This window comes from Candidatus Planktophila versatilis (genome assembly GCF_002288105.1).
GTDB lineage: Bacteria > Actinomycetota > Actinomycetes > Nanopelagicales > Nanopelagicaceae > Planktophila > Planktophila versatilis.
Genome location: NZ_CP016774.1, coordinates 1199109 through 1224549, shown reverse-complemented (window position 1 = coordinate 1224549; position 25441 = coordinate 1199109). Strand labels below are relative to the sequence as shown.

Below are 25441 nucleotides of genomic sequence, written 5' to 3'. Positions count from 1 at the left end.
CTTATGCGCACTCAGTTATATATAGATGGTCAATGGGTAGATGGAAGCGGCACGCTAGACGTTATCGACCCCAGTGACGGCTCTGTTATCGCCAAAGTTGCCACATCCAGTGATGATCAGAACCTCGCCGCCGTAGAGGCCGCCGACCGCGCGGGCCCATCGTGGGCACAGACTGCCCCACGCGTGCGAAGTGAAATTTTGCGGAAAGCCTTTGAAATGATGATTGCCGAAGCTGATTACTTGGCTGAACTGATCTCAAAAGAAAATGGTAAAGCTTTACCTGATGCAAGGGCTGAAGTGAATTACGCGGCAGAATTTTTCCGCTGGTTTGCTGAAGAGACTGTTCGAATTTCAGGTGATTTCAGAATGGCACCTTCGGGGGATAAGCGAATTCTGGTCACACACCAACCTATTGGAGTCTCGCTTTTAATTACACCGTGGAATTTTCCTGCCGGAATGGCAACGCGCAAGATTGGTCCAGCCATTGCCGCAGGCTGCACCATGATTTTGAAACCTGCTGGTGAAACACCACTGACTGCCCTCGCTATCGCCGACATCCTCGAGCGTTGTGGATTACCCAAGGGCGTCTTAAATGTAATTCTTCCAGCGAAAACCGGTCCAGCAATTAGCAAACTGCTTCACGATAATCGGGTAAAGAATTTGTCATTTACTGGATCCACCCAGGTCGGAAAGATTCTGCTCAAAGAAGCAGCAGATCAAGTAATTCGTTGCTCGATGGAAATGGGCGGCAATGCGCCATTCGTTGTTCTAGATGATGCAAATGTCGAAGAAGCCGTAAAGGGTTTGATGCTGGCAAAGATGCGCAATGGTGGCGCTGCATGTAATGCTGCCAACCGCATCTATGTCGCGCGTGCTATTGGGGATAAATTCATTGCAGAATTTACAAAGGCTATGGCGGCTATGAAAATGGGCGTTGGTCGAGAAGCTGGAACACAGCTTGGGGCAAGTGTTTCGATGAAAGAGCGAAACAAGATTGCCGAACTTGTCGATGCTTCAAAAGCGCGGGGTGCCAAAGTTCACCTCGGTGCTACTACCCCGGATGGTCCTGGGGCTTTCTATCCAGCAACTGTGCTTGAAGTTTCCAAAGATGATGACCTCTTAGCCAATGAAATCTTTGGCCCAGTTGCACCTATTGCACTCTTTGATACTGATGAAGAGGCCCTTGTGCTGGCTAATGACACTGAATATGGGCTCATGAGTTTTGTGTATTCGCAAGATTTAAAGCGTGCCATCCGATTTGCAGAAGGTATCGATGCTGGCATGGTTGCAATCAACCGCGGATTAATCTCTGACCCTGCTGCGCCATTCGGTGGTGTAAAGCAATCAGGCCTTGGGCGCGAAGGTGGCTTTGAGGGAGTGCATGAGTTCTTGCAGACAAAATACATTGGCGTAGAGATTTAATTTCTTCGCCCATTATTTACCTGACATTCACTAATAACCACGGAATACCCATGCCATCAGGCGGAGAATTAAAGCGCTTCCCCAGCCGATTACTTGCTAAAGAAGGGGTTGCCGTGTCACAAATTAATGATCTACCAGAGTGTTTCTTGTGCCGTTCGCAAGACCTCGAACTTGTCATGAATGCAGAAAAAGGACCAATGGTCCTATGCGATGAGTGCGGGTATTCAAGCTTGATGTCTAATAAACATCTCACGCTGCCAACAGTTTTCACTATCGCTTCTTAAAAATCTACTAGCTTAGCTACTAGACCTTAAGTTCTGCGCGAGCCTCGCATTCGGCCAACGTGTTCGTGATGCAGTCGATTCGCTCTTCGCTTTTTTGGGAAAGTTGAGACCAGCTAATTCTTTGGAATTCAAGCTCTTCCGGCGCACGATAGCTATATCCGCATCCGTTCTCGTCTACGGAGATTTTATACGTTGCTCCATTGCTTTCAAGGAGTTCCTCGCCACCATCAATTAGGCGCATTGCCAACTCTTCATATTTAGACGCATTTTTTAACTTGAGCTCATTCATCAGACCAAAGTAGTTTCGCTCCCACTCGATGTCCTCACCGCCTAGAAACCGATCTTGATATTTGCTCATGAGTGGAGTTTAACTCACGTACCGCACCTAAGTTCAATAGTATTTTCAGACCAAACAGGCGGAGTTTGGTACTGCTTTCCATTTATTAATGCCTTTGAGTAAGCCAATCCATAGTATTTTGATTTTGTCTGATTTTTGCAAAATATATAAGTAAATTGATTTTTTACTATTAAGCCGCGTGATTTGGAACTGAGGCCTTGAGTACTCTTTTCTACCATCAGATGCGGAGGACCAATCCCGACTTTATAGATTTTCACAGTAAGAACGACATTTTCTTGTAAAACGTTGCACCTTGAGATTGCATTTACCTTAACCGCTAAGCGACCTTGTCGCTCCAGAATTGTTGAAGAGATATGTGCGTCCCCAACATCGATAAAGCATTTAGTTTTTGGGGGAGATGAAACCTTTTCAGTTGCTTGAAGCTCAGTTGAGAAGATCACCGAAATCATCAAAATTGTTAGCAAAACTGATTGATACTTACCTTTGACTTTGCTCATGCCACAGGATGACAAGTAATTGGGAAACATGAATCAGGCTATCCACAGGCGGTACTGGCGGAGGATGAGGGATTTGAACCCTCGATAGGTTGCCCTATACACGCTTTCCAAGCGTGCGCACTCGGCCGCTATGCGAATCCTCCTGAGTCATACCTACCTGCTTCAATGAAGCCCGTAAGTCCGACCGGCTAAGGGTATCGGTGTCCAACTGAGTGCTCTGACACTTAAGATTGGGCCAGATCTCCGGTGCGACGCCACCGTGCCGAACTCCCCCAGGGTAGGAATACAGCAAGGGTAGGTACGCTCTGACGGGTGCACCGGAGGTCCCAAATCAATATAAGCAGTCAGAAGTTAATCAGCTCGCAGCCAATTAGAAGTGAATTGAATTGCGACCTTCACGAGAGTAGAAAAAGATGTCGTTAGCGTTATATCGAAAGTATCGCCCCTCTGTATTTGCAGATGTCATTGGCCAAGAACATGTCACTGTTCCGCTTTCAAACGCGCTCGAATCAGGAAAAACTCATCACGCATATCTATTTAGTGGACCTCGTGGTTGCGGAAAAACTTCAAGCGCTCGCATTATGGCGCGCTCACTGAACTGCGAAAAAGGACCCACACCGAATCCATGTGGCCTCTGCCAATCATGTAAAGATTTAGTAGCAAACGGACCTGGTTCTATTGATGTGATTGAACTCGATGCGGCAACACACGGGCTGGTCGATGATGCCCGCGATCTTCGCGATAAAGCATTCTTTGCGCCAGTACAAAGTAAGTACAAGATTTATATTATTGATGAGGCCCACCAGCTAGGGCCAGGTGCTTCAAATGCGCTGCTTAAAGTTGTGGAAGAACCGCCTCCCCACGTTATTTTTATCTTTGCTACAACTGAGCCAGAGAAGTTGATTTCAACTATTCGCTCACGTACCCATCACTACCCATTTCGCTTAGTACCGCCAGGAACTCTGACCACACACCTTGAAGGCATCTGCCAATCAGAAGGCGTGCAGGTTGCTAAAGGAGTTCTGCCACTTGTAGTTCGCGCCTCCGGTGGCTCTGTTCGAGATGCCTTATCTGTCCTTGGCCAACTCCTTGCCGGTGCTGGCAAAGATGGAGTTAGCTATGACATCGCAATTCAACTTCTTGGATTTACCGATGGCGCGCTCCTTGATGATGCTATGGATGCCATCGCTGCCCGCGATGGTGCAACGCTATTTAAGACAGTGGACCGGGTTATTGAATCAGGACATGACCCACGTCGCTTCACTCAGGATTTACTCGAACGTCTGCGCGATCTCATGATTGTTGACGCATTAGATGCGACAAATGCCAACAGCATCTTGCGCGAACTTCCTGATGATCAACTCGAACGGATGCGCGGGCAGGCACAGAACATCGGACAAGCATCACTTTCGCGCGCCGCAGATATTGCAGCCGAAGGACTCACTCAAATGCGTGGTGCAACTGCGCCGCGTCTTATTCTTGAACTCATCTGCGGGCGCATATTGCTGCCGATGGGCGATGCCGGTGAATCAGGACTTCTCGCTCGCATTGAACGGCTGGAGCGCGTTGAAAGTATTGCCCCACAGCCTCGAGCCGTTGATAGAGCCGATTATGTAAGTGCGGCAACTGCTGAAGCAAAACGGGAAGCCCCTGTTAAGCCAGTAAAAGAAGTTGCTGCCGTCGAAGTTGTGGCTGAAGAAAGTAATGCAAAGAAGGAAGCTGCTGCGCCTGCAAAAGCTCAGATTGATTCCATTGATGTGGCAGGGCTGCGAAGGTTGTGGCCTGATGTGATTGAGAATGTGAAGAAGAGGCGCCGCCTTACCTGGTCACTGTTATCAGCTAGTGCACAGATTCTTGGTGTGGATGATAAGAACATCACGATCGGAATCGTTAACTCGGGTGCTCGTGATTCATTTGTGCGCAGTGAATCAGATGAGATTCTGCGCCAGGCATTTATTGAAGTTGTTGGCCTTGATCGCAAGATTGAAGTTACAGTTGATCCAAGTATTGATATAACATCAACACCAGAATCACGTGCGGTGCGAACATCAGAGGCTCCAACAGATAAGGCGCAACTATCGGGTGCAGCGTTACTAGTCTCTGAACTTGGTGCCACTGTCATTAGCGAAACGAATCACGAATAATGTCAACCGGAATGTATGAAGGCGCGATTCAAGACCTCATCGATGCGCTAGGTCGGCTGCCAGGAATTGGACCCAAGAGCGCCCAACGCATTGCATTTCATATCTTGCAAGCAGATTCTGAAGTAGCAGCTAACTTAGTTGAGGCAGTTCGCACGGTGAAAGAACGCGTTAAGTTCTGCACGCAGTGTGGCAATGTTTCAGAGGAGACCGAGTGCCGAATTTGTCGTGACCCACGACGTGATGGAACAAAGATTTGTGTCGTTGAAGAGAGTAAAGATGTGATTGCAATCGAGCGCACGCGCGAATTCCGTGGGAAATACCATGTGCTTGGTGGCGCCATTAGTCCTATTGATGGAATTGGCCCAGATCAACTGCGCATCCGGGAGCTAATGCAGCGGCTTTCTGACTCATCGATTACCGAAATCATTTTGGCCACAGACCCCAACCTGGAAGGTGAAGCCACTGCCACCTACCTGGCTCGCCTGATTAAGCCGATGGGCATCAACGTCTCGCGCCTTGCATCCGGTTTGCCTGTGGGCGGAGATCTGGAATATGCAGATGAAGTCACGCTTGGTCGCGCATTTGAGGGCCGCACCAACCTTTAGTCTCATTATCTGGGCGCTGGAGCATCTCACATAGTAAGATTTTTAGATAATTGGGTGGCGTCATTTTTTCTCCTGCTTCACACTTAAGCCATGGGTCTGATTGTTCAGAAATTTGGTGGCTCCTCTGTAGCTGATGCCGAGGGCATGAAGCGCGTGGCTGCCCGCATTGTGGCGACTAAAAAGGCCGGCAATCAGGTTGTCGTCGTGGTCAGCGCCATGGGCGATACCACTGATGAACTCATCGAACTGGCCAATGCGGTCACTCCGATTCCGCAGGGGCGCGAGCTGGATATGTTGCTCACCGCCGGTGAGCGCATTTCAATGGCCGTGCTTGCGATGGCAATTAACAATCTTGGCTTTGAAGCACTTTCCTTTACTGGATCCCAAGCTGGTGTGATTACAGATTCAGTTCATGGCAAGGCGCGCATCATTGATGTGACACCAGGTCGGATTCGGGAAGCAATCGATGGCGGGGCTATTGCAATTGTTGCCGGCTTCCAAGGAATTTCCCAAGATACAAAAGACATTACAACTTTAGGCCGTGGTGGGTCCGATACAACTGCGGTGGCGCTCGCCGCTGCCCTGGAAGCAGATGTCTGTGAGATTTTTACAGATGTCGATGGCGTCTTTTCAGCCGATCCACGAGTTGTTCCAGCTGCGCGCAAGTTAAAGACTGTTACATATGAAGAGATGTTAGAACTTGCTGCAGCTGGTGCGAAAGTTCTGCATTTGCGTTGTGTTGAGTACGCGCGCCGATTTAATTTACCGATTCACGTCCGATCATCATTTTCACCTAACGAAGGAACATGGGTGGTTGAAAACCATCCGGATGGAGGCACCATGGAGCAAGCAATCATCTCTGGCGTAGCGCACGATAAGTCAGAAGCTAAAGTCACAATCGTGGGCGTGCCGGACCGCACCGGCGTTGCTGCCCGCATCTTCCAAGCCGTTGCCGATAACGATATTAACGTTGACATGATTGTCCAGAATGTTTCTGCCGCCGCTACTGGCCTGACAGATATTTCCTTTACCGTCTCAAAGACTGAAGGACAGAAGGCAACCTCAGTTCTGCAACGCATTCAAGGCGAAGTTGGATTTGCCTCAATTATTTACGATGACACAATCGGCAAACTCTCACTTGTGGGAGCAGGAATGCGTTCACACCCAGGTGTGACAGCTACATTCTTTGCGGCCATGGCCGATGCTGGGGTGAATATCGAAATGATTTCTACCTCTGAAATTCGCATCTCGGTCATCGTTCGTCAGGCAGACCTTGAGCGCGCGGCAAAGGCTGCCCACACCGCATTTGGACTCGATGCCGATCAGATCGAAGCAGTTGTATATGGAGGAACAGGTCGATGACACCTAAGAAAGTAAAGAGTGCGAAGAAACTTCCATCACTTGCAGTAGTGGGAGCAACAGGTGCGGTCGGCACAGTGATGCTCGATATCTTGAGCAAGCGCACAAATGTTTATGGTGAAATTCGCCTGATTGCATCCGCTCGCAGCGCCGGAAAGAAATTGATGTGTCGTGGTGAAGAACTCACAGTTGTCGCACTCTCACCAGAAGCCTTTGATGGTATTGATATTGCAATGTTCGATGTTCCAGATGAAATTTCAGCCGAGTGGGCACCGATTGCCGCAAAGCGCGGAGCTGTCGTCGTTGATAACTCTGGTGCATTTCGCATGGATAAGAAAGTTCCACTCGTTGTTCCAGAAGTAAATCCGAAGGAAGTAAAGAAGCGACCAAAGGGAATTATCTCTAATCCGAATTGCACAACACTTTCCATGATTGTTGCCATGGGAGCACTTGATAAGAAGTTTGGCTTGAAAGAACTTGTTGTCTCTTCTTATCAGGCAGCATCGGGTGCTGGGCAACCTGGAATTGATGCGCTGCACGATCAGATTTCAAAGGTTGCTGGTAAGAATCTTGGATCAGTAACCGAAGATCTTCGTGGCACCATTACTGATTTAGGACCATTTCCAGCTCCACTTGCCATGAACGTTGTTCCATGGGCCGGTTCTCTTAAAGAAGCTGGATATTCATCGGAGGAACTTAAAGTTCGCAACGAGTCACGAAAGATTCTTGGTATGCCAAAACTTAAAGTGGCTGCAACATGCGTGCGCGTTCCTGTCATTACAACCCACTCACTAACAGTTCATGCAACGTTTTCCAAGGTTGTTACACGTAAAGCAGCTCAATCGGCTCTAAAAAAGGCGGAGGGAGTCTTCCTCTATGACAATCCGGAGAAGATGCAATTTCCAACTCCTGCCGATGTAGTGGGAACAGATCCGACCTGGGTTGGCCGTGTCCGTCAGTCATTGGATAACCCAAACTCAATTGACCTCTTTGTATGTGGCGATAATTTGCGCAAGGGTGCAGCGTTAAATACTGCACAAATCGCAGAGTTACTTGCTGCTGAATTCACCCAAAAGTAAATAATCGCAGGAAGCAGAACTAGACTCTGACCATGACAATCGTGGTCGCAGGCGGTACTGGCCTTGCTGGCTCTGCAATTGTGCGGGCCTATCAGGCCACCGGCGCCGAAGTAGTTGTAATCAACCGAAAAGTTGTCGACCTGCTCGATCGTGATGCCACAACAGCGTTCTTGAAATCAGTAAAGCCGGCTCTGGTTGTTGATGCTGCTGCCAAAGTTGGCGGCATCGGTGCAAATAACGCTTATCCCGTCGAATTCCTTTCCGATAATGTGCGAATTCAAAGCAACCTGATGGAGGCGGCGCACGCAGCAGATGTAGAAAAGTTTATTTTTCTTGGCTCCAGCTGCATCTATCCAAGAGATTGTGCTCAACCAATTAAAGAGGAATATCTACTCACCGGCCCGCTTGAAGAGACCAACTCTGCCTATGCAATTGCAAAAATTGCTGGAATAGAACTCATTAAATCTTTTCGAAAAGAGTATGGCCGTACCTGGATTTCATTAATGCCCACAAATCTCTATGGACCACGTGATAATTTCGAATTACAGGGATCACATGTGCTTCCTGCCTTTATTCGCCGCTTTGTCGAAGCCGCGCAGAATAACGTTGCTACCGAAACTTTGTGGGGCACAGGTTCACCTAAGCGCGAGTTTTTACATGTCGATGATTTAGCTTCGGCAGTGGTGCACTTGGGCAATACCTATGATGCAAAAGAGCACCTGAATATTGGAACAGGTGAAGACCTGACCATTAAGGAATTGGCGCAACTTGTGGCGCAATTAGCGGGCTTTACCGGTGAAATCGCGTGGGATACGACAAAACCCGATGGCACACCTCGCAAGGTCCTTGATGTTTCGAAGGCGAAATCGCTAGGTTGGGCTCCACAGATTTCGTTACGCGATGGAATCGCATCAACTATCGCTTGGTATAAAGATGCAACTGCAAAGGGAGAAGCGCGACGATGAGTAGAAAAGTTGCATTAATTACCGGTGTCACCGGTCAAGATGGTTCCTACCTCGCAGAGTTCTTGCTAGCTAAAGGTTATGAAGTACACGGTCTAATTCGCCGTTCTTCCACATTTAACACTTCACGCATTGATCATATTTATCAAGACCCACATGAGAAGAACCCAAAGCTATTCCTGCATTATGGCGACCTCATCGATGGAGTGGGACTAACTAACCTCATCCGTGAAATCAAACCAACTGAGGTATACAACCTTGGTGCGCAATCACACGTTCAAGTTTCATTTACCATGCCGCAATACACCGGCCAGGTGGATGCGGTCGGTGCGGTTGGATTACTTGAGGCGATACGTTCTGCCGATCTTGATATACGTTTCTATCAAGCATCAACTTCCGAACTCTTTGGATCAACTCCACCACCACAGAATGAAGATTCTGTTTTCCGTCCACAATCACCATATGCGGCGGCAAAGCTGATGGCTTACTGGTGCACAGTTAACTATCGCGATGGCTATGGGCTTCATGCAACAAATGGAATTCTCTTTAACCACGAATCCCCACGTCGTGGCGAAACATTTGTGACTCGTAAAATTACCCGCGCAGTGGCTGCCATCAAGGCTGGCAAGCAAGAGAAGGTATTCCTTGGAAATCTCACCGCAGTGCGCGACTGGGGTTATGCAAAAGAATACGTCGAATCAATGTGGCTCATGCTTCAGCAAGATAAGCCATCAGATTATGTAGTGGCAACAGGTGTGGGAGCTACCGTGAAAGATTTTGCGGAAGCAGCATTTTCACGAGCTGGGCTAAATTGGGAAGATCATGTTGAGACAGATAAGAAATACATCCGTCCAACGGAAGTAGATGCACTTATTGGCGACCCATCAAAAGTGAAAAAGGCGCTTAATTGGAGTGCGACTACTCACTGGAAAGAACTTGCCGAACTGATGGTTGATGCTGATATTGCAGCACTTAATGATTAATTAGAAACCAGCGGTAAGAGTTACCAAAGAAACCTCTGGTGGACTTGCAACGCGAATTCGTGAGAATGGTCCGGTTCCCATACCTGCAGAAACATTAAGAAGCGGTTCACCTTTCACAACCGTTAATCCACGGGCGCGCCAATTAGGCAGATCACAATTAGTAGTCAGCGCCTTTGATCCACCAGGCCATGGCAAGCGCACCTGACCGCCATGAGTGTGGCCAGCAAATATTGCATCGAGGTTGTCATCAGACATAGCCTTAAGAATGCGCAGATATGGTGCATGGGTAACACCGATAGCCACATGACATTTTTCTGGTTGCCCGGCAACGAGTGAGTAATCATCAAATTCCAGATGTGCATCATCTGTGCCGCGAGCTTCAATCACTGTTTTGTTGATGGTCACCATTGCGCGCGAAGTGTTGAGGTTCTTCCAGCCACGTGCTTGCAGGCCAGAATCAAGTTCTTGCCAGGCAAGTTCGGGGCCGTGTATACGCTTTCCATGATTGGGAAGTAGGTACTTAAGCGGATTCCTTGGCACAGGTTCGTAGTAGTCATTAGATCCAAAGACAAAGAGCCCAGGAATATCCAAAAGAGAGTCGAGTGCATCTAAGACCACGGGCACAGCGTGCTTATGGGCCAAGAAATCACCAGTGCTAATAACTAGGTCGGGTTTGAGTGAGGCAAAGGATTTAATATCTGCAATCTCACTCTTTCGAGCTGGCGTGAGGTGGAGGTCAGAAAAATGCAGGATTCGAATATCTGCGTGGCCTGCCGGCAAGATAGGCATCTCGGCCTTGCGGAGTACATAACTCATGATTAACCAACAATAGTGGGGCATGAGAAGATACGGCTATGGGATTAAAAGAGACACTCAAAAGCGACCTGACAGAGGCAATTCGTAGCAGCGACAAAATTGTATCGGGCACCATCCGAATGGTTCTGACCGCTATTACCAATGAAGAGGTATCTGGAAAAGAAGCACGAGTTCTTTCTGATGACGAAATCATTACCGTGCTTTCTCGTGAAGGCAAGAAGCGTCGTGAGGCTGCAGAAGAGTTTGCAAAAGCTGGACGCACCGATAGAGCTGCGGAAGAAAAAGCTGAAGGTGAAGTCATTGCAAAGTATCTTCCTGCACAACTTTCCGAAGATGACATTAAGAAGTTAATCGCTGCTGCAGTTGCATCAACTGGTGCAGCGGGACCAGCTGATATGGGTAAGGTTATGGGAGCAATAAAGCCACAGATCGCAGGAAAAGCAGACGGTGCACTCGTTTCATCGCTGGTTAAAGCAGCGCTAACCAATTAAGCACAGGGAGAGGCAATAACTAATGAAGTTTGAATATGCCACAGTCCCACTACTTTCACATGCAACTAAACAAATTCTTGATACCTGGGGTTCAGATGGTTGGGAACTTGTCACTGTCATTCCAGCACCTGGCGGGGAACAACTCGTTGCGTATATGAAGCGTGAGATTAAGTAATGAGCGTTGATGTTCGGGCAAAGCTAGCTGAAAAAGGGCTAGTACTTCCCGTTGCCTCTAAACCAATTGCTGCCTACGTTCCAGCAGTTCGCACCGGCAATATTGTCTTTACCGCCGGTCAACTTCCGATGGTTGATGGAAAGATTGCGCGCGAAGGAAAAGTTGGCTCAGATATCACCGTTGAAGAAGCTAAGGCACTTGCTGAAATTTGTGCACTGAATGCGCTCTCTGCTGTTGAACTTGTTGCACCCGTAGATTCCATTGTGAAAGTTGTTCGTATTGTCTGTTACGTCAACGGCGCACCTGGATTTATTTCTCAGCCAGCAGTTGCCAATGGAGCATCAGAGCTCTTTATGCATATCTGGGGAGATGCTGGAGTTGCTGCGCGCAGTGCGTTAGGTGTTGCAGAACTTCCGCTTAACTCACCGGTTGAGGTCGAGTTAACAGTCGAAGTAAAGTAATTACTTACCGCGCTTTTCTAGCCGCTCTAGATCTGTAATCAACACTGCGCGACCATCAAGCTTGAGCCAACCACGGCCAGCGAAATCTGCAAGTGCTTTATTTACTGTTTCGCGTGATGCGCCAACTAGCTGTGCCAGCTCTTCTTGCGTGAGATCATGATGAACAAATAAACCTTCGCTGCTGTGCTTTCCAAAGCGGGTACCTAAATCAATAAGTGCTTTTGCAACGCGACCTGGAACATCAGAGAAGACCAAGTCGCCAACGGCTTCATTGGTGCGGCGTAAACGTTGCGCTAAACGAGTGAGCAGGTGAAGTGATACTTCTGGATTTCCCTTAAGCCAAGGAATCAATTTTTCGTGACTGAGCGAAAAGAGCTTTGCATCAGTAACTGCTGTGGCAGTTGAGGTTCGTGGGCCTGGATCAAAAAGGGAGAGTTCACCGAACATCTCACCGGGTCCAAGAATTGAGAGCAGATTTTCTCGCCCATCACCGCTAGATGTACCGAGCTTTAATTTGCCTTCGAAGATGACATAGACATGTTCACCCTCATCGCCTTCTTTAAAGAGGATGCCGCCCTTGGAGATCTTGACTGAATCCATTGAAGCGCGCAGCGAAGCTGCCTGAGCATCATCAAGGGCGGTAAAGAGCGGGGCGCGTCGTACGACTTCATCTTCTTGGGGCACATCGGTAGTTTACTCGCATGGCCGCCGATAGCGAAACTCGAAGTAACGCTCGCGCTATCTATCGGATCTTGACCAGGACCTACCCAGAGGTACGCTGCGAATTAGATTTTACAAACCCGCTTGAGTTAACTGTGGCAGTTGTTCTATCAGCGCAATGCACCGACAAGAGAATTAATACCCTGACGCCAGCACTCTTTAAAAAATATAAGAAGGCGACAGACTATGCGCGAGCACCACTTGCTGAAATTGAAGAGTACATTTTTTCTGCTGGTTTCTATCATGCAAAGGCAAGGCATCTCAAAGGCCTCGGAACCAAACTTGTTGAAGATTTCGATGGAAAAGTTCCGGCCACTATTGAAAAGCTCGTTACCTTGCCTGGTGTGGGGAGAAAGACCGCCAACGTCGTACTCGGACACGCATTTGGTATTCCAGGAATTACTGTTGATACCCACTTTGGCCGGTTGTCGCGACGCTTTGCTTGGACAACATCGAAGGATCCCGTCAAAGTTGAGCATGAAGTCGGCGCACTCATCCCGCAGAAAGAATGGACGAATCTTTCTCAACGAATGATTTGGCATGGCCGGCGTATTTGTCATTCTCGTAAACCAGCGTGTGGTGCATGTCCGGTCGCAAAGATTTGCCCATCATTTGGAATTGGTGAAATGGATAAGGCGAAAGCGAAGTTACTGGTGAAGACGGATAAGGACTTCAGATGAAGAAAATCTCTGGACTCTTTGTACTTCTTTTGGCTCTCACCGCTTGCTCTTCCATAGAACCTATTCAAGTCAAAGGTGAAGTAGTTAGTTGCGCGAACATTAAAGTCGAAAGTGGGACTGGCGTGCCGCTGGAATGTCTTGGTGGCGGTAGCGCAATCGCTGCCGATTCCATTCGCGGGCCAGCGCTGATCAATGTGTGGGGCACGTGGTGTGAACCTTGTAAGCAAGAGTTACCGCACCTCGCTCACTTCTTAGCTAAATACAGCGACCAAGTCGATACGGTGGGAATTGCGGTGGAAGAGAAAAGCATGGAGCGCGTGAGAAAGTTTGTTCAAAGCCACGGAATTTCATGGCCCATTCTTTATGATGCAACTGGTGCGACTCGTGGCAAATTTGGAATGGGCGTGCCGGTAACCTGGCTGGTGGACGAATCTGGCACAGTTGTATATAAGAAATACGGACCATTTAAGTCGACCGAAGAGATTGAGCTAGCAGCGATAAAGTATTTGGGAGTGAAATGATTTTTGATCTTATCTTCGCACTTGTTGCCATTGGTGCATTCTTTAACGGTTATAAGAACGGCCTGGTCACAACAGTTATTAGATCCATATTCTTTATCGCTGGCGGCGTAGGTGCGATGTATCTAGTTGTTAAATTCGATCAATCAGGTTGGCTCATCATCGCAATCATCGTCGGTGCCTATGGAGCTGCTTTTGTAGGAACACAGATGGCGAAGGGCCTTAAGGTCACCGTTATCCGCGGACCACTTCGGCTGGCAGATTCACTCATGGGTAGTGCATTTGAAGTTGGCAAGTACGTACTTCTCTTTTATGTAATCGGCACGATTTTATTGTGGGCGCCATGGCCAGCAGGGCAGAACTCAGTTTCTGAGAGCCGCTTCTATCTGCAGGTAAGTAACCACGCACCTGAGGTGATTGCTGATATTCGTAAAGAGGTAGAGAAGGTTCTTTCTAATCCTCGTCTTTAGAGGATTTCAAACCTTCAGAAATCAATTTCATCACATTGGGATCTGCCAGAGTCGTTGCATCACCTACCGCACGATTTTCCGCAACATCTTTTAAAAGCCTGCGCATAATCTTGCCGCTTCGGGTCTTAGGAAGTTCATTGACCACCATGATCTGACGAGGCTTTGCAATAGCCCCAATTTCTTTAGCAACGTGGTTGCGTAGCTCCTTTACGAGTGCATCACCATCGGCATGGGCTGTTCCGCCTCGTAAAATAACGAAGGCAACAATTGCCTGACCGGTAAGTTCATCAGCTGCGCCAACGACGGCAGCCTCAGCGATTGCCTCGTAGGAGACAAGTGCCGATTCAACTTCAGTAGTAGATATGCGATGGCCAGAAATATTCATCACATCATCGACTCGACCCATAAGCCAGATGGCACCGTCATCATCGAGCTTGGCACCATCGCCGGCAAAGTAAATTCCTGGAAAACGAGACCAGTAGGTTTCTTTATAGCGTTCGGTCTCACCCCAGATACCGCGCAACATAGATGGCCATGGTTGATCAAGAATGAGAAAACCACCATGTCCATTTCCAACTTCTACACCTCTGTCATCAACAACTTTCGCGCTAATTCCTGGCAATGGTCGCATTGCCGAACCAGGTTTTGTGGCAGTCACACCTGGAAGAGGGGAGATCATGATCGCCCCGGTTTCTGTCTGCCACCAGGTATCAACGATTGGGCAGTTATTGCCGCCAATAACTTCTCGGTACCACATCCATGCTTCCGGATTAATTGGTTCACCAACAGAACCAAGTAGACGAAGTGTTGTGAGATTGAATTTATTAGGGAATTCATCTCCCCACTTCATCCAGGTGCGAATGAGCGTTGGTGCTGTATACAAAATAGTGACACCATACTTTTCAATAACTTCAAATACGCGACCTTTGTGTGGTGTATCAGGTGTACCTTCATAAATAACTTGCGTGCAACCATTTATGAGTGGTCCATAGACCATATAGGTGTGGCCGGTAATCCAACCCACATCTGCAGTACACCAATAGATATCTGTTTCAGCCTTGATATCAAAAACAACCTTGTGGGTATATGCCGCTTGGGTGAGATAGCCACCGATGGTATGAAAAATTCCCTTTGGTTTAGCTGTTGTTCCGGATGTGTAGAGAATAAATAAAGGGTGTTCGCTATCAAAAAACTCTGGGGTATGCGTTGGGTTTTGGCGATTGACAAGATCATGCCACCAGATATCCCTGCCTTCATTCCAGGCGGTCTCTTGCCCAGTGCGCTTTACCACTAAGACATTTGCAACGTTTGTCTCACCTTTCAGTGCTTCGTCTACAAGTGGCTTAAGAGCAAATGCAGCACCTTTTCTAAAACCACCATCTGCTGTGATGACTAATGTGGCATCGGCATCTTGAATGCGAGATAAGAGCGCGTCGGCGGAGAATCCACCAAAGACAACAGAGTGAATTGCGCCAATGCGCGCGCACGCAAGCATGGCAACAATTGCTTCAGGAATAAGTGGCATGTATATCGCAACACGATCTTCTGAGTTGATTCCAATTTCGGTGAGTGCGTTTGCAGCTTTACTGACATCGGCAAGTAGTTGTGCATAAGAAATAGTTCGAGTGTCGCCAGGTTCGCCCTCAAAATGAAAAGCTATGCGATCACCATTACCTTCGGCAACATGTCTATCTACTGCGTTGACGCTCGCATTAATCTGGCCACCAACAAACCATTGCGCAAAGGGTGAATCCCATTGCAGCGTCTTATCCCACTTCTTGTGCCAATTCAGAGCACTGGCCTGCTCGTCCCAGAAAGCTAAGCGATCTTTATCAGCGTGTGCGTAGAGGTCAGCGCTTGCATTTGCTTGGGTGGCAAAAGCACTTGAAGGAGGAAAAGATCTATTTTCAGTGGAGAGATTTTCCAGTGATTCAGAATTGCCACTCATATACGCGAGGTTACTCCTTTGTCAGGAGATTTTTCTAGCGATATTTATCAACAGAGCGCCAGATTGAGTCCTATTTCTTATCGATGAAGGCTGATGATTCGCAGCTATCGCCACATCCATCTGAAATGTGAAAGGAAAATTATGACAATCGCAGCCATCATTACAATCTTGCTTAAAATCCTCGGCAACCCCGCCCTCATAGCGGGGCTGATCGCCTACCTGCAGAAACTCCTCCACCCGTAGGGGGGTTTACCGCCTGCAGCTGCTCCCGCGTAGTAAGTGAGTCGATTTTTCTTACGCGGGGGTAGGTGGTTGGATTAGGCGTAAGCCTGACAAAGACCCAGTGCCGCGTCGATGCGTTTACACCAGTTCTACTCACTCACTTGGGAGCCTCAGATGCCAATAGCAACCCCTGAAGTTTATGCAGCAATGTTAGACCGCGCGAAAGCGGGATCTTTTGCTTATCCAGCAATCAACGTTTCTTCATCACAAACAATCATCGGAGCAATTCGTGGTTTCGCCGAAGCAGAATCCGATGGAATTATTCAATTTTCTTGGGGCGGAGCTGAATACGCATCCGGTTCAACGGTAAAGCACATGGTTGATGGCGCAGTAGCGCTAGCAGAGTTCGCCCATGTGGTGGCCAAGAATTACAAAGTCAATATTGGTATTCACACAGATCACTGCCCAGCAGAGAAGCTAGATGGATTCATGCGTCCGCTTCTTGAATTCGGTGCGCAGCGCATCAAGGAAGGTAAGTCACCACTTTTCAACTCACATATGTGGGATGGCTCAGCTGTTGATATGCCAGAGAATATGAAGGTCGCTCGCGAACTTCTTGATAAATCTGTTGCAGCTCGCACTGTGCTTGAAATTGAAATTGGCGTTGTGGGCGGAGAAGAAGATGGCATCGAGGCAAAGCATGATGCAAAGCTCTACTCAACTCCAGAAGATGCCCTTCTCACTATTGAAACTTTAGGCACAGATGCAAAAGCTCGTTACATGGTGGCAGCAACATTTGGAAATGTGCACGGTGTATATAAGCCAGGAAACGTTGTATTGCAGCCAAAGATTCTAAAGACTCTGCAAGAGGCAGTTGCGGCCAAGCTTGGTTTACCTGCCGGAAGTAAGCCTATGGATCTCGTCTTTCATGGCGGCTCTGGCTCACTACTTTCAGAGATTCGCGAGTCACTTGATTACGGCGTGATCAAGATGAATGTTGATACCGATACCCAGTACGCATTTACCCGTCCGGTCGTTGACCACATCATGAAGAACTACGACGGAGTCTTAAAGATTGACGGCGAAGTGGGAAATAAGAAGGCCTACGACCCACGTGCGTGGGGCAAAGCGGCAGAAGCGGGAATCGCAGCACGCGTTGGCGTAGCATGTGAAGATCTTCGCTCTACCGGAACATCACTACTTAAATAACAACCTAACAACGAGTCGGAAAGGCTTTATCCATGCCTGCATTAGTACTGCTGGGAGCTCAGTGGGGCGATGAGGGCAAGGGTAAAGCTACCGACTTGTTGGGCGATCGCGTTGATTACGTTGTTCGCTATCAAGGTGGAAACAATGCAGGTCACACAGTTGTTATCGGCGATCAGAAGTACGCCTTGCACCTCCTGCCTTCTGGAATTCTTTCGCCCAATGTAATTCCAGTTATTGCCAATGGTGTTGTTATTGACCCAGGTGTATTACTTGAAGAAATTAAAGGGCTGACCGAACGCGGAATTGATTGCAGCAAGTTAGTGATATCAACGAACGCACATCTGATTACTCCTTACCACCGCACCATCGATAAAGTCTCTGAGCGTTTCCTTGGTAAAGCCAAGATTGGTACAACTGGTCGTGGAATCGGTCCAGCTTATGCTGACAAGATCAACCGCATTGGAATTCGCGTACAAGACCTATTTGATCCATCAATTCTTCGTCAGAAGTTAGAAGCGGCGCTACGCGATAAAAATCAAGTTCTTATCAAGGTCTTCAATCGCAAAGATATCGAAGTTGAAGATGTCCTAGAAGAGTATTTGCGCTACGCCGAGATCTTGCGACCTTACGTGGCAGATACAGTCCTTTTACTTGATAACGCGCTCAAAGCTGGCAAACGAGTGCTTCTTGAAGGTTCGCAAGGAACGCTCCTTGATGTCGATCATGGAACCTACCCATTTGTTACTTCATCTAACCCAACCGCGGGCGGTGCATGTACAGGATCAGGAATCGGACCAACAAAGATTGATCGCGTCATTGGAATTGTTAAGGCTTACACAACTCGCGTTGGGTCAGGTCCATTTCCAACAGAACTCTTCGATGAAGATGGCGAGAAGCTACGCACTATTGGCGGTGAAGTTGGCGTGACAACGGGCCGTGCACGTCGATGCGGTTGGTATGACGCACCTATCGCCCGTTATGCGGTGCGAGTCAATGGCCTGACAGATTTCTTCTTGACCAAACTCGATGTATTAACTGGATGGGAACAAATTCCAGTCTGTGTTGCATATGAAATCGACGGTAAGCGCGTTGAGGAACTTCCTGCATCACAAACAGATTTTCACCATGCAAAACCAATCTATGAATATTTGCCAGGGTGGAAAGAAGATATCTCTGGTGCGAAGAAGTTGAGCGATCTGCCTAAGAACGCCCAGGATTACGTGAGCTTCCTGGAAAAGATTTCTGGTGCACCAATGAGCGCCATCGGCGTTGGTCCCGGGCGCACTCAAACAATTGTTGTGAAGGATTTCATCTAAGCCATGAAAATCCTCCTAGTCGGAAGCGGCGGCCGTGAGCACGCACTCGCACTAGGACTACAGGCAGATGCAGCGTGTACTGAGCTCCATGTCGCACCAGGAAATCCTGGCATTGCAACTATTGCCACAATTCACCCAGTTGCCGTGACAGATAATGATGCAATCTGCGATTTAGCTACGAAGTTAGAAGTTGATTTAGTAGTCATTGGCCCAGAAGTTCCACTCGTTAATGGTGTTGCAGATGTATTGCGCAGCGCTGGTTTCGCAGTCTTCGGCCCCTCAAAGGCCGCGGCCCAACTTGAAGGATCAAAAGATTTTGCAAAAGGGGTCATGCGCGATGCTGGTGTTCCTACTGCGCATAGTTTTACCTGCACTAAGCAATCAGAGATAGAGATAGCACTCGACACTTTTGGTGCGCCCTATGTTGTGAAAGATGATGGCCTTGCTGCAGGAAAGGGAGTTGTTGTCACCGATGATCGCGATGTCGCACTGGCGCATGCACTTACATGCACCCGTGTTGTTATTGAAGAATATTTAGCTGGCCCAGAGATTTCACTCTTTGGAATTTCAGATGGCCGAAACATTTTGCCGATGCAACCTGCGCAAGATTTCAAACGCGCCTTCGATGGTGATCTGGGACCAAACACTGGCGGCATGGGGGCTTACTCGCCACTTGCATGGGCACCGGATGACATCGTTGAAGAAACCTATGAGAAAGTATTAGCGCCCATGATTGCCGAGATGGCAGCGCGTGGGACTCCCTTTGTGGGACTGCTCTATGCCGGGTTAGCGCTGACCGATGATGGAATCCGAGTGATTGAATTCAATGCCCGTTTTGGAGATCCGGAAACACAAGTACTTATTCCACGATTGGTTACACCGCTTGCCACACTTCTCTATAAGGCTGCCACCGATGATCTAGATGACGAAGTACTGCACTGGCGCGATGAAAGCGCCGTCACAGTTGTACTTGCAGCTGGCGGATATCCGGAATCACCAAAGACGGGTGGAGTCATCACATTAAAGCCCGCAGTTGAAAAAACCCAGATTTTTCACTCTGGCACAACACAGGACGGAGCATCGCTGCTCTCAAGTGGCGGACGAGTGCTGACAATTACCGGAATGGGCGCCGATCTCACCGAAGCTCGGGACCGCGCATATCGAGTCATCTCACAGATTGCTCTCGAAGGCTCTTTCTACCGCAGCGATATCGCACTTAATGCGTCGGTGGCAGAGAAGGGCAATTAAATGGAGGAGAATGCACCAGTGAGCGTATTAGCTGATCGTTATGCATCCGCCGAGATGCGCAAAGTCTTTGCGCCCGAAGAAAAAATCATTGCTGAACGCAAACTCTGGATTGCAGTAGCCAAGGCGCAAGCAAAGCTGGGGCACGCTATAGCAGACTCAGTAATTGCAGATTATGAAAAAGTAATCTCAAAGGTCGATTTAGCGTCTATCGATGCCCGCGAGAAAATCACTCGCCACGATGTCAAAGCCCGTATCGAAGAATTTAACGCACTGGCTGGCCATGAAGCTATCCATGCCGGAATGACCAGTCGTGATCTGACCGAAAATATTGAAGCACTTCAAGTTCGCAATGGACTTTCGATTGTTCACAATAAGACAGTCGCACTCCTTGCCGCACTTGCTGCAAAAGCTGCGCTGTACTCGGACCAACCCATCGCTGGGCGCTCACATAATGTTCCAGCCCAAATTACAACTCTTGGTAAGCGTTTTGCATCGGCGGCTGAAGAACTTCTCTTTGCATATGAACGACTTGTCTCTCTTCAAGACCGCTACCCGATGCGCGGCATTAAAGGTCCGGTTGGAACAGCGCAAGATTCCATTGATCTCTTGGGTTCAACAGAGGCACATCAGAAACTGGAATCTGCTATCGCAGCTGAACTTGGTTTCAACCGGGTATTAGATTCAACCGGTCAGGTCTATCCGCGCTCACTTGATTACGATGTAGTAACAACTCTTGTTCAAATTGCGGCTTCTCCTTCCTCTCTTGCTACATCTATTCGACTGATGGCTGGTGCCGAACTTGTCACTGAAGGCTTCAAGGCTGGACAAGTGGGCTCATCTGCCATGCCACACAAGATGAATACCCGTTCATGTGAACGAGTTAATGGACTCACCGTCATTCTTCGCGGATATGCATCGATGGTCTCTGAACTCGCTGGCAATCAATGGAATGAAGGCGATGTTTCATGCAGCGTTGTTCGCCGAGTCGCCCTACCTGATGCGTTCTATGCTATCGATGGGCTACTTGAAACCATGCTCACAGTCCTGAATGAGTTTGGTGCATTCCCGGCCATTATTGCGGCAGAGCTAGAAAGATACTTGCCGTTCTTAGCGACAACAAAGATTTTGATGGCTTCAGTAAAAGCAGGAGTCGGTCGCGAAGTTGCACACGAAGTGATTAAGGAACATGCAGTTGCGGCAGCACTTGGAATGCGCGAAGGAAAGCCAAATAATTTCCTTGATGCGATTGCACAAGATAATCGCATTCCATTCGACAGAGCAGCACTCGATGCACTCATTGGTAACCCACTTGAATTTACTGGCGATGCTCGCCAACAAGTTGCTCGAGTTGTAAGTCGCATTGAGGCGATTTCAGCCGCGCACCCTGCCGCTGCGCAGTACAAGCCCGGCTCTATTCGGTGAGCGGCTTCGGTGTAGCTGGCCCGCCGCCAGCACCATCGATTGAGGGTTGGAACCACCTTCGCACCGGAAAAGTCCGCGACTTATATTCCAATGATTCTGGGGAAATTCTGCTCGTAGCATCCGATCGCATTTCAGCTTTCGATTGGGTACTACCAACGACTATTCCTAATAAGGGTGCGATCCTGACTCAACTCTCACTCTTCTGGTTTGAATTACTTGCCGACATCGTTCCTAACCATGTCATCTCTGATGAGGTACCCGAGTCTGTTGCAGATCGCGCAGTTATTGTGCAACCGCTTGAAATGTTTGCCATTGAATGTGTGGCCCGTGGATATCTGACTGGCAGCGGGCTGGTGGAATACAACACCAACCAAGAAGTGTGCGGGAACCCACTTCCAGCAGGGTTATTAGATGGTTCAGCCCTGCCAGCAAGCATTTTCACGCCAGCAACAAAAGCTGAAGTAGGCGATCACGATATCAATATAGATTTCCAGAGCGCGCAAAAAATAGTCGGAGCAGAAGCGGCCGAAGATCTTCGCCGGCTTACTCTTGCTCTCTATGACACTGCAGCCGATTTCGCACGTGGGCGTGGCATCATTCTGGCCGATACTAAATTTGAATTTGGAATTAATATGGCGGGTGAAATTACACTTGGAGATGAAGCCCTCACCCCAGATTCATCGAGATTTTGGGAATCTGATGGTTGGGCTCCTGGAAAATCACAACCTTCTTTTGATAAACAATTTGTACGCGATTGGTTAACTTCTAGTGGCTGGGATAAGAAATCTCCTCCACCAGAGCTACCAGCAGAAATTGTTGCGAAGACAGCAGCACGTTATCAAGATGCATATGAACGAATTACCGGCAGTAAGTTCTAAGAGAAGACTAGGGAGATAAAAATGGCAAAGATCGTGGTTGATGTGATGTTAAAGCCCGAAATTCTTGACCCACAAGGAAAGGCCGTTGCTGCTGCCCTTCCTCGTCTTGGATTTAGCTTTGCCAAAGATGTCAGACAAGGAAAGCGATTTGAAATAGAGGTCGATGGGGATCCAACACCAACTCAGCTTGCCGAAGTTGAGAAGGCTGCCGAAAAATTGTTATCAAATCCAGTGATTGAAAACTTCACAGTGCGAGTGGAGAAGTAGAAGTTATGAAAATTGGTGTTGTTACTTTTCCGGGAACTCTCGATGATCGAGATGCGGCCCGTGCAGTTCGTCACGCAGGTGGGGAAGCCATATCTTTGTGGCATAACGATGCCGATTTAAAAGGGGTAGATGCAGTCATTCTTCCGGGTGGTTTTTCCTACGGTGACTATCTTCGCTGCGGTGCGATCTCGCGCTTTTCGCCAGTGATGGAGCCCATCATTGATGCAGCTAATGGCGGGATGCCGCTTCTCGGTATCTGTAACGGCTTTCAGGTACTTGCTGAAGCACATTTGATTCCAGGGGCGCTGACACGTAATCACGAATTACATTTCCTATGTCACGACCAGAATCTTAGGATTGAAAATACAAACACCCCATGGACTTCTTCTTTTGCTCAAGGTCAAGAGATTCTGATTCCGCTAAAAAATGGTGAAGGCGCATATATGTGCGATGACAAGACCCTGGCAGAGTTAGAGAGCGAAGGTCGCATCATTGCGCGATATGTAGGTGAAAATCCAAATGGTTCTCGTAATCTCATTGCCGGCATTACAAATGCACGTGGGAATGTCGTCGGTCTGATGCCTCACCCAGAACATGCAATTGATTCACTGACCGGACCATCAGCAGATGGTTTGGGCTTTTTTACTTCAGTATTGAAAGCTTTGGTGGGCTAATGGCACTTGATACCGTTGCTATTGCCCAAGCTAATCCAGATGCAACTCAACCTTTTGCAGAACTTGGGTTGAAAGCAGATGAATATGCAAGCATTAAAAAGATTCTAGGACGGCGCCCCACTTCCTCAGAGCTAGCCATGTATTCAGTGATGTGGTCTGAACACTGTTCGTATAAATCATCAAAAGTTCACTTGAAGCAATTTGGCGAGAAGGCAGTCAAAAGTGATGCGCTCCTGGTTGGTATTGGTGAAAATGCTGGCGTTGTAGATGTCGGTCAAGGTTATGCCGTAACTTTTAAAATTGAATCTCATAACCACCCATCATTTATCGAGCCATATCAAGGAGCTGCTACTGGTGTGGGTGGAATCGTGCGTGACATTCTTACAATGGGTGCACGCCCAATTGCCATCATGGATCCACTTCGTTTTGGACCAGCAGATGCACCAGATACTCGTCGTGTACTACCTGGAATCATTGCTGGTGTTGGTGGATATGGAAACTGCTTAGGTTTGCCAAATATTGGTGGCGAAGTTGTCTTTGATGAAACTTATATTGGAAACCCATTGGTCAATGCCCTCTGCGTAGGCGTCATGAAACATAGCGATATTAAGCTCGCAAAAGCAGCCGGTGCCGGCAATCTCGTAGTTCTTTACGGAGCAAAAACCGGCGGTGATGGAATCGGTGGCGTATCTGTACTTGCATCAGAGACATTTGAATCTAAGGGACCAGCAAAGCGTCCGGCAGTTCAGGTGGGCGACCCCTTTGTTGAAAAAGTCTTGATTGAATGCTCGCTTGAGATATTTGCTGAAGATCTCGTTGTTGGAATTCAAGATTTGGGTGGTGCGGGACTTTCTTGTGCTACCTCAGAGCTTGCATCTGGTGGCTCAGGTGGCATGAAAGTGCAGTTAGATAAAGTTCCGCTTCGCGACCCATCACTTTCACCAGAAGAAATCTTAATGTCTGAATCACAAGAGCGGATGTGCGCAATTGTGGAGCCAAGCAAGATTGCACGTTTCCTTGAAATCTGCGAGAAATGGGATGTCACAGTTAATGTCATTGGTGAAGTCACCGATGGCAATCACCTTGAAATTACCTGGAACGGCGAACTCATTGTTGATGTCCCACCTCGCACAGTTGCCCATGATGGCCCGGTCTATAACCGGCCACTGGCACAACCTGCCTATATTGATGCGGTTGCCAAGGAAGTAATCAAAGTTCCCATTCCATCAACGCCGGATGAAATCAAAGCTACCATTTTGAAGTTGGCAGCAACTCCAAATTTGGCAGATAAATCTTGGGTCACCAATCAATACGATCGTTATGTTCAAGGAAATACCATTCAATCGCAACCTGATGATTCTGGAATGGTGCGCATTGATGAGAAGACTCACTTGGGTGTGGCAGTTGCAACTGATGCCAATGCCAATTGGTCCTACTTAAATCCTTACCAGGGTGCGAAGTTAGCTCTGGCAGAAGCAGCACGAAATATTGCAACTGCAGGTGCGAAACCGCTTGCGGTGACCAACTGTCTTAACTTTGGCTCACCGGAAGATCCAGGTGTGATGTGGCAATTTGCTGAATCTGTGCGTGGGCTAGCAGATGGATGTTTAGAGATGGGACTACCTATTACAGGTGGAAACGTCTCGTTTTATAACCAGACGGGGTCTGTTGCAATCCTTCCTACCCCTGTTATTGGTGTACTTGGCGTCATTGATGATGTGCGCACCCGCACACCGATGTCATTTGATCGCGCTGGTCTTGATCTCTACCTACTTGGTGAAACAAAGGAAGACTTGGCTGGAAGTGAATGGGCATATCTGCATAATCAACGTGGAGGTATTGCACCGATTGCAGATCTTCAACGCGAAATGCAACTGATAGAACTTCTTGTTGCAGGTCGCACAAAGAAGATATTTACTGCAGCTCATGACTTAAGCCAGGGCGGCTTAGCGGCAACACTGACAGAGATGGTGCTGCGCCATCACATAGGTGCAACAATCCAATTGGAGAATGTTGGAATATCACTGTTGAGTGAGAGCCCAGGTCGCGTTGTTGTGGCAATTGATCCCGCCCAAACCAAGGCACTCACAAGTGAGGCAGCAGCGCAGAAGATTGCACTGACAAAGATTGGTGTGACTGGTGGAGATGCTCTTGTTATCAATGGCGCAGCTATTACGCTAGCTGAACTGCACACCGCACACACGCAAACCTTTCCGAAGTTGTTTGGCTAATT

At 48.2% G+C, this 25441-nt stretch carries 27 protein-coding genes, 1 tRNA gene and 1 other RNA gene; 23 read left to right on the top strand and 6 right to left on the bottom strand.

Annotation, left to right across the window (positions count from 1 at the left end):
• Nucleotides 1–3: 3 nt before the first annotated feature.
• Together A1sIA79_RS06375 and A1sIA79_RS06955 are read left to right on the top strand one after the other, a co-directional pair.
• Nucleotides 4–1422 carry an NAD-dependent succinate-semialdehyde dehydrogenase gene (locus A1sIA79_RS06375; protein ID WP_095675350.1) on the top strand — a complete coding sequence of 473 codons (1419 nt, stop codon included), beginning with the start codon at nucleotides 4–6 and terminating at the stop codon, nucleotides 1420–1422.
• Between the two features lie 113 nt (nucleotides 1423–1535).
• On the top strand, nucleotides 1536–1706 hold the full coding sequence (locus A1sIA79_RS06955) for a hypothetical protein (RefSeq protein WP_190277052.1): 171 nt from the start codon (nucleotides 1536–1538) through the stop codon (nucleotides 1704–1706).
• Nucleotides 1707–1725: 19 nt separating this feature from the next.
• On the opposite strand, the gene A1sIA79_RS06370 is transcribed toward A1sIA79_RS06955, so the two are convergent.
• The 3 genes from A1sIA79_RS06370 to A1sIA79_RS06360 form a co-directional block, all read right to left on the bottom strand.
• Nucleotides 1726–2064, bottom strand: coding sequence for a hypothetical protein (locus A1sIA79_RS06370; protein WP_095675349.1), 339 nt, complete (start codon nucleotides 2062–2064; stop codon nucleotides 1726–1728).
• 14 nt (nucleotides 2065–2078) lie between these two features.
• Nucleotides 2079–2561, bottom strand: a complete 483-nt coding sequence (locus A1sIA79_RS06365; protein ID WP_150122982.1) for a hypothetical protein — start codon at nucleotides 2559–2561, stop codon at nucleotides 2079–2081.
• Between the two features lie 55 nt (nucleotides 2562–2616).
• Nucleotides 2617–2704, bottom strand: a tRNA-Ser gene (locus tag A1sIA79_RS06360).
• A 92-nt stretch (nucleotides 2705–2796) separates the two neighbouring features.
• On the opposite strand from A1sIA79_RS06360, the gene ffs reads away from it, so the two are divergent.
• From ffs to gmd, 7 genes are all read left to right on the top strand, one after another.
• An RNA gene (ffs, locus tag A1sIA79_RS06355) (signal recognition particle sRNA small type) lies at nucleotides 2797–2893 on the top strand.
• An 81-nt stretch (nucleotides 2894–2974) separates the two neighbouring features.
• Nucleotides 2975–4705: a DNA polymerase III subunit gamma and tau gene (locus A1sIA79_RS06350; protein WP_095675347.1), complete on the top strand. Its 1731-nt coding sequence runs from the start codon at nucleotides 2975–2977 to the stop codon at nucleotides 4703–4705.
• A gap of 11 nt (nucleotides 4706–4716) precedes the next feature.
• Complete coding sequence (gene recR, locus A1sIA79_RS06345) at nucleotides 4717–5310, top strand: recombination mediator RecR (protein WP_095675525.1); 594 nt, start codon at nucleotides 4717–4719, stop codon at nucleotides 5308–5310.
• Between the two features lie 90 nt (nucleotides 5311–5400).
• Nucleotides 5401–6672 carry an aspartate kinase gene (locus tag A1sIA79_RS06340; RefSeq protein WP_095675346.1) on the top strand — a complete coding sequence of 424 codons (1272 nt, stop codon included), beginning with the start codon at nucleotides 5401–5403 and terminating at the stop codon, nucleotides 6670–6672.
• Complete coding sequence (locus A1sIA79_RS06335; RefSeq protein ID WP_095675345.1) at nucleotides 6669–7748, top strand: aspartate-semialdehyde dehydrogenase; 1080 nt, start codon at nucleotides 6669–6671, stop codon at nucleotides 7746–7748. The genes A1sIA79_RS06340 and A1sIA79_RS06335 overlap by 4 nt, the downstream gene beginning before the upstream one ends.
• Before the next feature lie 32 nt (nucleotides 7749–7780).
• Nucleotides 7781–8713, top strand: coding sequence for a GDP-L-fucose synthase family protein (locus tag A1sIA79_RS06330; RefSeq protein WP_095675344.1), 933 nt, complete (start codon nucleotides 7781–7783; stop codon nucleotides 8711–8713).
• Nucleotides 8710–9693 (top strand): GDP-mannose 4,6-dehydratase, encoded by a 984-nt coding sequence (gmd, locus tag A1sIA79_RS06325; protein WP_095675343.1) that lies wholly within the window; start codon nucleotides 8710–8712, stop codon nucleotides 9691–9693. The genes A1sIA79_RS06330 and gmd overlap by 4 nt, the downstream gene beginning before the upstream one ends.
• Here the strand turns inward: gmd and A1sIA79_RS06320 are convergent, their stop codons facing one another.
• A complete protein-coding gene (locus A1sIA79_RS06320; RefSeq protein WP_095675342.1) occupies nucleotides 9694–10509 on the bottom strand; it encodes a metallophosphoesterase in 816 nt (271 codons plus the stop codon).
• A gap of 38 nt (nucleotides 10510–10547) precedes the next feature.
• Between A1sIA79_RS06320 and A1sIA79_RS06315 the strand changes: the two genes are divergently transcribed.
• From A1sIA79_RS06315 to A1sIA79_RS06310, 3 genes are read left to right on the top strand one after another with little or no spacing between them, the layout of a single operon-like run.
• Nucleotides 10548–11000 carry a GatB/YqeY domain-containing protein gene (locus tag A1sIA79_RS06315; RefSeq protein WP_095675341.1) on the top strand — a complete coding sequence of 151 codons (453 nt, stop codon included), beginning with the start codon at nucleotides 10548–10550 and terminating at the stop codon, nucleotides 10998–11000.
• A gap of 22 nt (nucleotides 11001–11022) precedes the next feature.
• Complete coding sequence (locus A1sIA79_RS06950; protein WP_020045589.1) at nucleotides 11023–11175, top strand: Sp36 family protein; 153 nt, start codon at nucleotides 11023–11025, stop codon at nucleotides 11173–11175.
• A complete protein-coding gene (locus tag A1sIA79_RS06310; RefSeq protein WP_095675340.1) occupies nucleotides 11175–11636 on the top strand; it encodes a RidA family protein in 462 nt (153 codons plus the stop codon). The genes A1sIA79_RS06950 and A1sIA79_RS06310 overlap by 1 nt, the downstream gene beginning before the upstream one ends.
• Here the strand turns inward: A1sIA79_RS06310 and A1sIA79_RS06305 are convergent, their stop codons facing one another.
• The gene (locus A1sIA79_RS06305) at nucleotides 11637–12320 is read right to left on the bottom strand and encodes a Crp/Fnr family transcriptional regulator (RefSeq protein WP_095675339.1); all 684 of its coding nucleotides are present in this window, start codon (nucleotides 12318–12320) and stop codon (nucleotides 11637–11639) included.
• A gap of 17 nt (nucleotides 12321–12337) precedes the next feature.
• Between A1sIA79_RS06305 and nth the strand changes: the two genes are divergently transcribed.
• Genes nth through A1sIA79_RS06290 form a run of 3 tightly spaced genes read left to right on the top strand, consistent with a single transcriptional unit; the run spans nucleotide 12338 to nucleotide 14024 of the window.
• Nucleotides 12338–13036 carry an endonuclease III gene (nth, locus tag A1sIA79_RS06300; protein ID WP_095675338.1) on the top strand — a complete coding sequence of 233 codons (699 nt, stop codon included), beginning with the start codon at nucleotides 12338–12340 and terminating at the stop codon, nucleotides 13034–13036.
• Complete coding sequence (locus tag A1sIA79_RS06295) at nucleotides 13033–13557, top strand: TlpA disulfide reductase family protein (RefSeq protein WP_095675337.1); 525 nt, start codon at nucleotides 13033–13035, stop codon at nucleotides 13555–13557. Before nth ends, A1sIA79_RS06295 begins: the two co-directional genes overlap by 4 nt.
• Entirely contained in the window at nucleotides 13554–14024 is a 471-nt protein-coding gene (locus A1sIA79_RS06290) for a CvpA family protein (RefSeq protein WP_095675336.1), read from the top strand. Before A1sIA79_RS06295 ends, A1sIA79_RS06290 begins: the two co-directional genes overlap by 4 nt.
• On the opposite strand, the gene acs is transcribed toward A1sIA79_RS06290, so the two are convergent.
• Nucleotides 14008–15972 carry an acetate--CoA ligase gene (gene acs / locus A1sIA79_RS06285; protein ID WP_095675335.1) on the bottom strand — a complete coding sequence of 655 codons (1965 nt, stop codon included), beginning with the start codon at nucleotides 15970–15972 and terminating at the stop codon, nucleotides 14008–14010. The genes A1sIA79_RS06290 and acs overlap by 17 nt on opposite strands.
• Nucleotides 15973–16368: 396 nt before the next feature.
• Here acs and fbaA point away from each other — a divergent pair, with 396 nt between their 5' ends.
• The 8 genes from fbaA to purL are packed head-to-tail and all read left to right on the top strand — an operon-like array spanning nucleotide 16369 to nucleotide 25439.
• Complete coding sequence (gene fbaA / locus A1sIA79_RS06280) at nucleotides 16369–17403, top strand: class II fructose-bisphosphate aldolase (protein ID WP_095675334.1); 1035 nt, start codon at nucleotides 16369–16371, stop codon at nucleotides 17401–17403.
• Between the two features lie 32 nt (nucleotides 17404–17435).
• A complete protein-coding gene (locus A1sIA79_RS06275) occupies nucleotides 17436–18719 on the top strand; it encodes an adenylosuccinate synthase (protein ID WP_095675333.1) in 1284 nt (427 codons plus the stop codon).
• 3 nt (nucleotides 18720–18722) lie between these two features.
• Nucleotides 18723–19967, top strand: a complete 1245-nt coding sequence (gene purD / locus A1sIA79_RS06270) for a phosphoribosylamine--glycine ligase (RefSeq protein ID WP_095675332.1) — start codon at nucleotides 18723–18725, stop codon at nucleotides 19965–19967.
• The gene (gene purB, locus A1sIA79_RS06265; RefSeq protein WP_095675331.1) at nucleotides 19968–21389 is read left to right on the top strand and encodes an adenylosuccinate lyase; all 1422 of its coding nucleotides are present in this window, start codon (nucleotides 19968–19970) and stop codon (nucleotides 21387–21389) included.
• Nucleotides 21386–22267, top strand: coding sequence for a phosphoribosylaminoimidazolesuccinocarboxamide synthase (locus tag A1sIA79_RS06260; protein ID WP_095675330.1), 882 nt, complete (start codon nucleotides 21386–21388; stop codon nucleotides 22265–22267). Before purB ends, A1sIA79_RS06260 begins: the two co-directional genes overlap by 4 nt.
• Nucleotides 22268–22288: 21 nt before the next feature.
• Entirely contained in the window at nucleotides 22289–22534 is a 246-nt protein-coding gene (gene purS / locus A1sIA79_RS06255) for a phosphoribosylformylglycinamidine synthase subunit PurS (protein ID WP_095675329.1), read from the top strand.
• 5 nt (nucleotides 22535–22539) lie between these two features.
• Nucleotides 22540–23208, top strand: coding sequence for a phosphoribosylformylglycinamidine synthase subunit PurQ (gene purQ / locus A1sIA79_RS06250; RefSeq protein WP_095675328.1), 669 nt, complete (start codon nucleotides 22540–22542; stop codon nucleotides 23206–23208).
• On the top strand, nucleotides 23208–25439 hold the full coding sequence (purL, locus tag A1sIA79_RS06245) for a phosphoribosylformylglycinamidine synthase subunit PurL (protein WP_095675327.1): 2232 nt from the start codon (nucleotides 23208–23210) through the stop codon (nucleotides 25437–25439). Before purQ ends, purL begins: the two co-directional genes overlap by 1 nt.
• Nucleotides 25440–25441: the final 2 nt, after the last annotated feature.